11 protein-coding genes and 1 pseudogene are annotated in these 10,902 nt (G+C 40.5%); 7 read left to right on the forward strand and 5 right to left on the reverse strand.

Annotated features, from left to right (window positions below; all coding sequences use genetic code 11):
- Positions 1-120: 120 nt before the first annotated feature.
- Positions 121-660 (forward strand): hypothetical protein, encoded by a 540-nt coding sequence (locus tag B5D35_RS20870; RefSeq protein WP_078754418.1) that lies wholly within the window; start codon positions 121-123, stop codon positions 658-660.
- A gap of 113 nt (positions 661-773) precedes the next feature.
- On the opposite strand, the gene B5D35_RS20875 is transcribed toward B5D35_RS20870, so the two are convergent.
- A complete protein-coding gene (locus B5D35_RS20875; protein WP_078754426.1) occupies positions 774-1,547 on the reverse strand; it encodes a metallophosphoesterase in 774 nt (257 codons plus the stop codon).
- Between the two features lie 291 nt (positions 1,548-1,838).
- Here B5D35_RS20875 and B5D35_RS20885 point away from each other — a divergent pair, with 291 nt between their 5' ends.
- Positions 1,839-3,209 carry a Fic family protein gene (locus tag B5D35_RS20885; RefSeq protein ID WP_078754427.1) on the forward strand — a complete coding sequence of 457 codons (1,371 nt, stop codon included), beginning with the start codon at positions 1,839-1,841 and terminating at the stop codon, positions 3,207-3,209.
- Positions 3,210-3,485: 276 nt separating this feature from the next.
- Here the strand turns inward: B5D35_RS20885 and B5D35_RS20890 are convergent, their stop codons facing one another.
- From B5D35_RS20890 to B5D35_RS20900, 3 genes are all read right to left on the reverse strand, one after another.
- Positions 3,486-4,799: a HipA domain-containing protein gene (locus B5D35_RS20890; protein ID WP_078754420.1), complete on the reverse strand. Its 1,314-nt coding sequence runs from the start codon at positions 4,797-4,799 to the stop codon at positions 3,486-3,488.
- Positions 4,783-5,079: a helix-turn-helix domain-containing protein gene (locus B5D35_RS20895; protein ID WP_078754421.1), complete on the reverse strand. Its 297-nt coding sequence runs from the start codon at positions 5,077-5,079 to the stop codon at positions 4,783-4,785. The genes B5D35_RS20890 and B5D35_RS20895 overlap by 17 nt, the downstream gene beginning before the upstream one ends.
- Positions 5,080-5,437: 358 nt before the next feature.
- The gene (locus B5D35_RS20900) at positions 5,438-6,385 is read right to left on the reverse strand and encodes a competence protein CoiA family protein (RefSeq protein WP_078754422.1); all 948 of its coding nucleotides are present in this window, start codon (positions 6,383-6,385) and stop codon (positions 5,438-5,440) included.
- Between the two features lie 165 nt (positions 6,386-6,550).
- On the opposite strand from B5D35_RS20900, the gene B5D35_RS20905 reads away from it, so the two are divergent.
- From B5D35_RS20905 to B5D35_RS20915, 4 genes are all read left to right on the forward strand, one after another.
- Positions 6,551-8,887 carry a TOTE conflict system archaeo-eukaryotic primase domain-containing protein gene (locus B5D35_RS20905; protein ID WP_078754423.1) on the forward strand — a complete coding sequence of 779 codons (2,337 nt, stop codon included), beginning with the start codon at positions 6,551-6,553 and terminating at the stop codon, positions 8,885-8,887.
- A gap of 78 nt (positions 8,888-8,965) precedes the next feature.
- The gene (gene abiEi / locus B5D35_RS20910; RefSeq protein ID WP_078754424.1) at positions 8,966-9,493 is read left to right on the forward strand and encodes a type IV toxin-antitoxin system AbiEi family antitoxin; all 528 of its coding nucleotides are present in this window, start codon (positions 8,966-8,968) and stop codon (positions 9,491-9,493) included.
- Positions 9,494-9,558: 65 nt separating this feature from the next.
- Entirely contained in the window at positions 9,559-9,717 is a 159-nt protein-coding gene (locus B5D35_RS24410; RefSeq protein WP_170915238.1) for a hypothetical protein, read from the forward strand.
- Between the two features lie 99 nt (positions 9,718-9,816).
- Positions 9,817-10,425 (forward strand): hypothetical protein, encoded by a 609-nt coding sequence (locus tag B5D35_RS20915; RefSeq protein ID WP_078754425.1) that lies wholly within the window; start codon positions 9,817-9,819, stop codon positions 10,423-10,425.
- Here B5D35_RS20915 and B5D35_RS20920 read toward each other — a convergent pair.
- Positions 10,372-10,593 (reverse strand): annotated as a pseudogene (locus B5D35_RS20920) (transposase); the annotation flags it as partial. The gene B5D35_RS20915 and the pseudogene B5D35_RS20920 overlap by 54 nt on opposite strands.
- 82 nt (positions 10,594-10,675) lie before the next feature.
- On the opposite strand from B5D35_RS20920, the gene B5D35_RS20925 reads away from it, so the two are divergent.
- A partial coding sequence (locus B5D35_RS20925) for a helix-turn-helix domain-containing protein (protein WP_139367821.1) occupies positions 10,676-10,902 on the forward strand: 227 nt, incomplete at its 3' end.

Genomic DNA, 10,902 nt, shown 5'->3' on the forward strand with positions numbered 1-10,902 from the left:
GAAACTCAGTATATTGCTTAAGAACCGAACAACTTTAGGCTGCCATGTCTTCCAACCGAATTAAGCAACAAAGCCTGGAAGAATTGGTGAGGTCTCGATTTAAACATTCTAAGGAATATTATGAATATCCAGCAAGTTTTTGAAGAGTTAGAAAAAGCGAGTGACTTCGAACTATTTCGGATCAAATCAGCCATAGAGAAAGTTTTAGAAGATCCTGATAGAGCAAAGGCTTTAAAAGCCAAAATGACGGTAGGTATGGCGGTGGAATATTTTTGTACTGAACGAAATAATTCTGTGCTTTGTACCATATTGAAAGTCGGCAGGACTCGGGTGGAGATCCGTGAGAAAGAAACAGGTAAAGGTTGGTCATTGCCCTTTTACTTTTTGAACCTTGATCACATTGATACTGAGTTAATATCAAATAAAGCTGTAGGGCTGTCGAAGGCTGAGCTGTCTATCGGTCAAACGGTGGGCTTTATCAGTAGTCGAGACAACCAAGAGTATATTGGACAAGTTTCCAAACTAAACCCCAAGAGAGCTGTTGTATTAGTTGCTAATACGGCTTGGACAGTACCGTATTCAATGCTATTCCCAGTGCTAGACTCAGAAGCGGGTCTGGTGAAACAAACATTGATACTTGCAGGTAATGTCGTGGAATAGTGTTCACTTTTTTATGGTATTCAAATTAAATGGAGGTAATCAATGAATGTGAACAAAGAATGGTTAGGAGGTGAAAGCCAAAGGCTTTCATAAATCAAATAAAACATTTTCCTTTAAAGGTAGTATGCCTTGATCTTTAAGCCTCCTGACTTGAGTGGGATAGAGCCTTTTGGATTGCAAATGAAAGTGGTGCAGCCAGCAATGATCTTTTCTACTGGATCGTGTTGATGACCTGCAATCCAGTATCGTGCTTTAGAGATCAGTTCGTCGCTCAAACCAGCTTGGTAGTACGGAGCATAATCGTTGTTGGCATTTTTCTCGACAGCAAAAGCTTCTTTTGATGGAAGATGATGAGATATCGCTATATCAACTTTCCTTGGAAAGTTGTTAATGAATGCCTTGTGTTGCTCTTCAATCATTTGATTGCTGATGTACTTTGTATCATTCATCAGCTCTGAGTACGCATCTATCAGAGCAGGTGAGTATGTGTGGATAGGAAACCAAAGAGTGCCGCCATAGATGGTGCGTCCGTCTAAATCGATTGATTCATTATCCAGAAAAAACAAGTTCGCAGTGGTGTCACTGTGCACTTTTAGCTTTGCTATTGGGGAGTACCTGCTGTCAGGGGAGCTTATTGAGTCTTGTTTGTGCAGATAGCCAGAACGGTAAGATTTACTTTTACTACCGTACCACTCGTGGTTCCCTGCAATGAGGATAACGGCTTTGAAGTAAGAGCAAAGAACATTTTTTACATACGCAATGCCATTGAGCGCATTGGCGGTGTCACCCGCAATAATCAAAACAGCGTCATTATCGAAGTTATGCCAAAAGCTCCGATGGATACCGTGTAAATCCAAGTGCAAATCAGATACTGCGTAAAATTTCAATTTATCCACCTAATAAGGGGTTGTAGAAGCCAAAGCCTCGGTTTCGAATAGTATATCTTGAGAAGATGCAGAATGGGCAAGCAGTTCATCTTGGGATAGCAAAACCTGCCACTTTTGCCTTTCTTCATTAGCTATGTGAATGCTAGTTAACTTGAGCCGTACTGTCTTCAGGAAGATAGGTACAGGCATGAAAGCACAGATGAACATCACAGGGGGGGTGATTAAAGCTAGCAAAATTACTCAATTTTAATTAATCTGATCTCAGGATTGTTAGATTTTGAGATGAAATTTATGTCAGGTAAGTATTTATCACCACCAGAGTGTCCGTTTAATACAATTGGTGACGTTTTGTTTGAGATTGGTAATCAAGGGCTTGATCCTAACGACTATACAGATTTCATCAATCCGCTATCTGATGATTACCATTCATTTAATGAGTTTAGGCGTAGGGTAAAGTCTGGCTTAGAAGTCAAATATTGTTGGTGGCTAACTCGTTTGTCTCGAGATAGTACCTTGATAGAGCTAACGCCATTAGAAGATAAGCCATTGCCTCCAGGCTTACCTGAGCAAGTGATTCAAGCACTATTAAACTCTCCTGACTATATACAGCATTGCAGATTCAATAACTTGTACGAGTTTGGTCGCGTGTTATCACAGATTGATCGACATACCACGCATAGTGCAATGCTGGGCATCCTAGAGCAAATTGGTGAGCGGGCGCATTTTGAGCATTTAGCGAATAACCTAGTGGATGATGAGGCGATATCGAGTAGTCAATTAGAGGGCGCTGCTACGACGACAATCCTTGCGAAAGAAATGATTAGAAAAAAAAGGAAGCCTCGTACTGACGATGAACGAATGATTTTTGGAAATTTTGACTTAATGCAAATAGCTTGGGAGCTTAGGGATGAGTCGTTTAGCATTGAGTTAATCAGAAATTTACACAAGGCAGGAACGAAAACGCTAGAGCAAGAAAAATATACCTCAGGATTATTTAGAACGACGGATGATGTTGCAGTTGTTGATGCTGAAGGGGAGGTTGTTCATCAACCGCCTAAACATGATGACATTGAAAGATTACTCACTCGGGTCGTGAATTGGCTAAATGTTAATGGCAACGGTGTTCATCCTGTTATTCAAGCTATTACTCTTCATTTTGTCATCGGTTACATTCACCCGTTTCGAGATGGTAACGGGAGAGTCGCTAGGGCTTTGTTTTACTGGTATATGTTCAAATCTGGTTATACAGGCTTCCGTTATATTGCGATATCAGCATTACTTAAAAAAGCCCCAATTCAATATGGTGTGAGTTATCTAGACACGGAGCACGATAACTTAGACCTCACGTACTTCATTAAATATCAGCTAAAAGTTATCAGTCGTGCTATTGATGAGTTTATTTCCGTCTATGAACGAGCGGCATATCGAATGCAGGAGTTAGAAGAGCGATATTCTGGCTTAGAAGATATTGAGAGAAAGATTATAGGGTTTGTTTCTGGTGAGCCTCGCTATCGTAAAAAGCCAACAGTAACAGCGAGAGAAGTCGAGAATTTGCTAGGTATTAGCTATAACAGTGCGAAGCAAAAACTTGATGATATGGCTACAGCAGGAATACTAAAAGCTGAGAAAATTGGTAAATCCACAGAATATTCCTTAGCGTGAAAATTGAAATTAGATTAGGGCATCATGTTCGTTAGCTGTAAGGATCTAGCTAATGAGATTGAAAAGATAGCAGTGAAAATGTCCTTTCGAGTTCTGGGCTTGAGAATCAAAAACTAAGAATAGTATTTGGCTGTGTTCATTTTTTCGGTTTGTTCAGATCTGTCCAGTCTGGCTGGAACAGATCACTGTGATTCATAGCTACTGAACTGGCAGCTAACTATTATCAAGTAGAGAGCACAAAGAGCAGGCACTCTTTGTGCTTTCTATAACCTACAATTACAGCTCAATTTCAGTAACGAGTGGTGCTTGCACAAGGAAGTGCTCACACCGATCTATAACTACCTTACGGTATCTTTCTAGATAAGCTAACTGTGAATCTGAGTTTGGAGCAAGGAGAGATATCGCCTCATCAATATGGCTTATAATGCCATTCGCTATTTTGATCATACTCTGCTGAAGCAGCTTCGGTGAAATATCACAATCGTCTGCAAACTCAATAAGTTGGTAAGCATTGATTGAATCTGAGTCAAACTCGTCTCCAATTGCCATTGCTAGATCTTGCTCAAATTCAGGATACATTCGCACATTGACGAGATCGTAGAGTGGCGTTGGTGTTAAGCCTGAATTTTGGACAAAGAAACTGAAGTTTTTTCCATGAGCGTCTGCGTTATAAATACACAGATTGAATAATGCCCAATTCAATACTGTGAGCTTGGCTGATAATGGATTCGTGCATAGCTCTGTTATCGAGAAGAGTCGACTGAAACTGACACCATCACGTATATGGCTTACATCTCTTTGCTTACCTAAATTTCGCTCATATTTTCTGTCTACACCTAAGTTGCAGGCTTGGCAGGCATCGATCATATGTCGTCTTTTGACACTTGTAGAGTTAAATAGCTTGCGGTCGAATCTCTCTACAATCAATGCAGGGAACTGGTCAAAATATCGTAACTCCACCTCAGCAACTTCCAGCCCAATTAGCTTTGCTAGCTTCATTGTTACAAACTCGTTTATGACGAGATGTCGTTGTTCATTTTTCTCGAATTTTACGATATGAGTTGAGCATAGTTCGCCTTCACCAAACCCTAAAGTTCCATCGATGGACAACATGTTAAGCTTAGACTGAACCCCCGCTACTGAGAGCCTAGGTCTTCCTTCCCAGATTTCCAAGTGCCAGAGTTCAGGGTCAGAAAGTTTTTTGATTAATTCACCATCACTGATTGGTTTAAAAGAAGTGTCAGTTTCATCTGAAGACACCCCCTCAGGTAGAAACATCATGGCACCTGACGTATCAGAGCCAATGCCTCCAATCTGTGCAAATACGTTTGAACGTGACACGCCCAGAAAGTCGATTAAGTAATCTAACCCTTTATTCTCAGGAAGTAAGTTCTGTAAGAATCTCCTGATATTTGTTGATGGTATATCAGTGTTAAAGGGTAGGTGTGGAGATATTGGAAATCCGTTATTCAGCCAATCTTGTGAATAGGTGAGAGAGAGAGCATCGCTTTCTTTATTTAGTGATAATTTACCGATGACTTGTTGGCTGTAGACAATATCAAGAGTGTATTGATTAGACCCAGACATCATTGTCACTCTCCTGCGATGAAGTACCTGAATCTTGCCACGGCAGTATCGATATCTTTATTCCTAGAGCAGAAATAACCTTCATAAGAGATGTCAATTTAATATCAGAGCTGCCTTGCTCAATCTTTATGTAAGTCTGCTTTGACACGCCACAAAGCAGTGCAGCATCTTGCTGGGTCACTTTACTTTGAGTTCTTTTAGCTCGCACTACTTCACCTAGTAGTGTTGGTGTGAATGCTTGGCTGAGATCTGGTGATGGTATTGCTTTTACTTTTTTAGCCATAAACCCCCACGTAATGATGCTTTTAAGTCTATCGTGGTAGACCTTTAAGTGTTTTGGATAGTGATTTATTATAAAAGTCTATCATAATTAACTTTTAATGTGTAACGGATCGAATTAATCCTAAAAGTCTATCATGGTATTCTTTTATGCATTAGTCTGAACTATATCATTAAAAGTCTATTTTAGCGTACTTTATTTTTTGTGCGAGTAATAGATAACTCAAAGTAATAGGCTTTGAGATTTATAAAGGATAATCAAACTTCGGTTTAGTCTGACTGAGTTTGTAAATGTTTATTTTTTCGGTTTGTTCATAAAAAATGAACAGAAGAATAAAATGAACGATTGATGTGCTGCTTGCTTATCTTGAAGAGACCTCGCTAGCGTATAGGTGGCTATGGCATTTAGGGCAGATTGGTGTACTAGGTAGCGTAACTTGCCACTGGCATTGACACATGATGCACTCAAATTGAGCTGAACGTTTTGGTACAGGTACTGGCTGGATAGCTTTCGTTGTTGATTGCCATGATTCGGAGCGGTGAAGGTTGAAATTCCTCTGGTTGCGATGACGATATTGGTCATTACGAAAGCTCGGAGTAGGTGGTGGTGTGTACTGAGATGCCTTTAAGGATAATCGCTCAGTCGCTTCTTGTTCCAATTGAGCATAGCGCGGATGAAATACCCACACTTTAGATTCGACATCGTTTTGAAGGTAATCTTTTAGTTTGTCCAGTTGCCGAGTCCCTGACACTTTATCGCGTGTAAATAGGTGATGTGTATCATCCAACTTGATTTCGAGCACACCGCATTGCCTGTTATGTGGTGTGAGCAATTCACTTGGAAGTGGACGGTTTGGGTGAGTGAAATAAATAACAAAGGTGAACTCACCGACTCTACCCACTACATCTACAATACATTTTTCAAATGAAGCTTCTTTATCGACGTTATCAAGTAAGATGGTAGATGACTTAGCAACCAAAAAATCTTCTTTGAAGTGCTTTCCTTTCGCTTGTTTTGTCAGAGAACTCCTGTACTCAGGAAGAACAATAGATATACCTGTTTCTATCACTTGTCTCGCCATCATGCGCACAGAAACAAAAAAAGAAAAATCACATTCTTTATCAGTTCCTTCAACCTTGCGGCTCGCATGAGCAAAGTGCCATTGCTTTTCTTCACCTTGTCTCGCAATCAGTGGTGTGTGGCAAGAAGGGCATATACAGCCGCAATTCTTCCCTCGCACAACATCAGCGACATCAACGAATGTCTGATCTTGGATTCTTAAGCCGAAAGGCACATGTTGAAGCAGCATCAAAACGTGAATAACTCTCAATTTAGCGACGGTATGTACTGATTTTAGGCAAGAATGCTTTATAAATATGTTAGATAGGTTATGAATTGTGCCTTTGTTTTCGTATTGTCTTTTATACAATCGATTATTAACTGCATGAAAGTGATGTAATTGTCGGGGCTAGATATGGATGAGCTTGAGCTAATTGAACAAAAGATTCATGAGCTAAAAAAAAAGCTGGCTCAACTTGAACAGCAGAAGCAGCGTCTATTGACGCAGGAAGCGATTGACAAGGAAGCTGCATGTGAAATGTCACCTCAGCAAAAACTGTCAATCTATCAGAGTTATTTTAAAGGCAATACTCAATGCTATGCGCATAAGTGGCAGAACCAACAAGGCAGAAGTGGTTATGCGATTGCTTGCGAAAACGAGTGGCATCAAGGTGTATGCGGTAAACCTAAAGTAAAGTGTTTGGAGTGCCCCAACCAAGCATTCAAGCCGTTAGGTGACGATGCTATGTATGCCCACCTTACTGGCAAAGAGGTTGTTGGTTTGTATCCTATGCTGGCGAATAACATCTGTTGGTTACTAGCGGTTGATTTTGATAAAAGTGATTGGCAAGAAGCCTCTCTTGCGTATGTCGAAGTGTGCAAACTAAAAGGCATCGATTGTTTATTAGAACGATCTCGCTCAGGTCAGGGGGCACATGTCTGGATTTTCTTTGCACAGGCGACTGACGCAAAAGTAGCTCGACAATTAGGGTTCTATTTACTTGATGAAGCCATGAAAATTCATGGTGCTTTGTCATTTGATTCCTATGACCGCCTATTCCCCAATCAAGACGTGCTACCTATCGGGGGAATTGGGAATCTGATTGCTTTACCGTTACAAAAACAAGCTCGTTTAAATGGAAACTCGGTGTTTGTTGATCACTCATTTACACCATACCCTGATCAATGGGAGGTGTTAGCGTCGACGGGACGATTATCTATTGAGAAAATAGAATTACTTCTCGAAAGCAGAGTGGGCCATCGAAATGATGGTGAAGATGGCGCATCAATCAAGCCATGGGAACGAACAGTGAACACAAGCGCTGCCATCTCAGACAAACCTAAGGCGTTAGACATCGTTCTTGCCAACCGATTGTACTTACCGATAAACCAAGTTCCGAATCCTCTAATTGCTCAGTTTAAAAAATTGGCATCCTTTTCGAATCCTAAGTTTTTCAAAGCCCAAGGGCTGCGTTTGTCGACCAACGGAATTGCGCGTTTTATATGCTTGGCGGAATTAGACAGTGGTTACTTGAGCTTGCCGAGGGGCTGTTGGGATGACTTAAAGGCTATTTGCTTAGAATTAGGGATTGCTCTCCAAGTTACGGATAATCGTTTTGCTGGTCACGCGCTAACAGACATGACATTTGTTGGCTCTTTGCGCTCAGCGCAAAGTAAAGCGATTGATGAGCTAATGCAGCATGATATTGGTGTTCTTCACGCTCCAACGGCCTTTGGTAAAACGGTAACAGCAATTGGTCTAATACAAAGACGTGGAGTCAATACTCTTGTCTTGGTGCATAACAAGCAGCTTGTTGACCAGTGGCAGGAGCGATTAAAAGCTTTCACCCAGGGTATCGATATCGGCGTATATACAGGAAGTAAGAAGAAACCAACAGGACAAGTTGATATCGCGACTTATCAAAGTTTGATAAATAGAAGCGACAATAGTGTTCATTCGTTGGTGAAAGAGTATGGCCAAATCATTGTGGATGAATGCCACCATTTATCAGCACCACAATATGAGCAGGTGTTATCTGAAGCGCATGCTAAGTACGTCGTTGGGATTAGTGCAACACTTGAAAGGCGAGATGGACATCAACCGATCATATTTATGCAAGCAGGTAGAGTAAGACATACCATAAAGTCAGACCGAAACAATCAGTTTTCTCAGGAACTAGATCGCCGAGAGCTGAACCTGGAAGTGCCATTACATTTATCTTCGAATGAACCTAAACCTCATATTTCTGAGATTTATCGTTGGTTAATGCTTCACCCTATACGTAACGCCACCATTGTCGAGGGAATTCAAAATGAGGTCTCTAATGGCAGAGTACCGATCGTGTTAACCGAGCGGAGAGAGCACGCCAATATCATTGCTGGTTTGCTTAATGATGTGGGGATCACACACCAAATATTAGTAGGTTCGATGAAGAAAAAGCAGCAAGCTGAGGTGATGTCGAAGCTAGACAGTACACAAGTCATTGTTGCTACGGGACGTTTTGTAGGAGAGGGCTTTGACCTTCCACGCTTAGATACTTTGATATTGGCGTTGCCAGTGTCTTGGAAAGGTTCGTTAATCCAATATGTAGGGCGAATACAGCGTGATTATAAAGGAAAAGAGGAGGTGAAAGTGATCGACTATATTGATGTGAAAATTCCAATGTTGCTCAGGATGTTCAACAAGCGAGAAAAAGGGTATCGAGCACTTGGTTTTTCATCAGAATCAATAGTTCAAGATCAATTGATTTAGTGTTGATTTTTACCTCGTATCTACCAACCAAGTATCGATAAATACGATATTTAAATGTAATAAGTGTCCACTTGAGTTATGAAGTTACAGTCAGCAATTAAGCGTTTACATGAATTTGATATGAAAGGTCACTATGTCTATCGTCATGGTGATTTGAGAAAACTGTTCATTGAAGATAGTGAAAGGGCTTTTAACGCAGGTCTTAAAAGGCTCCTCAATGCAGGTGTCTTAGAGCGAGTGGTTCGGGGAGTATATGTATACTGTCTATCTTCCAAAACGAAGAGTGTAGATACAATCGAATACATAGTAAAAGCACTCCGACGAGGTGAGTATAATTATATCAGTCTCGAAAGTGCTTTGTCAGAATATGGTGTGATTAGTCAGATCCCGATAGATCGACTGACCATCATGAGCACAGGGCGCAAAGGAGAATATAAAACGCCTTATGGAGTGATAGAGATTACGCACACCAAGCGCTCAGTATCCGATATTCTGAATAGTATTTACCGTTCAGAAAGACCGCTGCGTGTTGCAACACAGGATGCAGCAATCCGAGATTTGCGACGTGTCGGACGAAATTTACATTTGTTGCCAGAAAGCTACTAACGTTCATGTTGCAACTTTAGTGAGCTTGGTAAAAAGGCTCAAATTCTTGAGTAGAGGTTAATTCAATGAAAGTTACGATCAAAGTTAATGATAAAGGTGAGCACTACTTTGAAATTCCTGATGAATACCTGAAAGAACTGGAATGGAAGGATGGTGACAAAGTGATTTGGACTAAGAATAAAGACGGTAGTTTTTCTTTGACTAAGTCAGGTAATACAGAGTAGTTATCATATTGTCATTTCAATAGTTATAATTAGACCTTTTTATTTATAGTACAATAGGCGTTCGCCTTAATTTCGTATTAGCCTAAATAGAGATCGTAGATGAGAAACGATAGAGACATTATTTATTCAGAGTTGCGTAAACGAATGGAAAAGGTTGGATTTATTTTTGAAAAAGAGCAACAACCACACTTTCAAGGAAAGCGTGATAAGCCAGAATTAAAATTTGTTCACCCAATGCTTGAAGATAAATTTGAAAAGATAGGAGAAAAAAACCGAGCTAAAAAATTTTATTTGAAGCCACTTTCTGATGATGAATATTGTGAGATAGGTATAACAGTTGGTAGTACATCTCCTTTATTCAGGCTTGATAATTTTCCTGCACCAAATGCAATAGATACGTATAAAAATGAAAAGGTAAATGCTTGGGTTAACAGAGCAAATGATTCGTCATTGGATCTTTTACTAAATGCAGTGGAAAGTTATTTATCAATTTCACTTCATGAGTTGAATGAAAAATTCAATGACGAAGTAAATCGTTCTCTATCTATTAATCCTAGTGAACGCAGAAAGCGTCTTGAAAGTGCAGATAAGTATCCTAAGCAAATTATTGTTAGTACAGCCCGAATTCAAGTCCGAAGTGCGACACTCCTCCATTTAAGCAGCCAAGCACATTTCTTGGAATATGACTGCTGGTTGCTTAAAACCTAAACACTTCTTCGGCCTATAATTAATCCTCGCCATAGCAAGAGATATAACATCATCATCGACCTCTCGTATGTTTGACCCTTTCGGTACATATTGACGTAGTAGTCCATTAGCATTTTCATTTGCTCCACGCTCCCATGAGCTGTATGGATGGGCTGTTACCGCCGATGTAAAAATGACCCACTAACGTCGATTTAAAATTGACCCACCTGAGACAAAATGTCTGTTCGTTTCATGGATAAAACGGCGGACTATGATCAATCAGGAGCAACTAGTGGATATACACGTTTTACATCAACAGGGCCAAAGCATCCGCCGTATCGCAAAGACGTTGGGTGTATCTAGAAACACGGTGAGAGTTTACCTTAGGAATAAAGACAGACTTCCTGTGTACCCCGAACGTCAGTCACGCCCGTCGAAGCTAGACCCCTATTACGATTATTTACTTGGTCGCATTGAAGCAGCAAAGCCACATTGGAT

Source organism: Enterovibrio nigricans DSM 22720, from assembly GCF_900167155.1.
Classification (GTDB): Bacteria; Pseudomonadota; Gammaproteobacteria; order Enterobacterales; family Vibrionaceae; genus Enterovibrio; species Enterovibrio nigricans.

Bases quoted from the DNA above. Each gene is read 5' to 3' on its own strand.
- B5D35_RS20895 (WP_078754421.1), bottom strand. From the start codon at position 5,079: ATGGCTAAAAAAGTAAAAGCAATACCATCACCAGATCTCAGCCAAGCA.
- B5D35_RS20890 (WP_078754420.1), bottom strand. From the start codon at position 4,799: ATGATGTCTGGGTCTAATCAATACACTCTTGATATTGTCTACAGCCAA.
- abiEi (WP_078754424.1), top strand. From the start codon at position 8,966: ATGAAGTTACAGTCAGCAATTAAGCGTTTACATGAATTTGATATGAAA.
- B5D35_RS20915 (WP_078754425.1), top strand. From the start codon at position 9,817: ATGAGAAACGATAGAGACATTATTTATTCAGAGTTGCGTAAACGAATG.
- B5D35_RS20900 (WP_078754422.1), bottom strand. From the start codon at position 6,385: ATGCTGCTTCAACATGTGCCTTTCGGCTTAAGAATCCAAGATCAGACA.
- B5D35_RS20885 (WP_078754427.1), top strand. From the start codon at position 1,839: ATGTCAGGTAAGTATTTATCACCACCAGAGTGTCCGTTTAATACAATT.
- B5D35_RS20905 (WP_078754423.1), top strand. From the start codon at position 6,551: ATGGATGAGCTTGAGCTAATTGAACAAAAGATTCATGAGCTAAAAAAA.
- B5D35_RS24410 (WP_170915238.1), top strand. From the start codon at position 9,559: ATGAAAGTTACGATCAAAGTTAATGATAAAGGTGAGCACTACTTTGAA.
- B5D35_RS20870 (WP_078754418.1), top strand. From the start codon at position 121: ATGAATATCCAGCAAGTTTTTGAAGAGTTAGAAAAAGCGAGTGACTTC.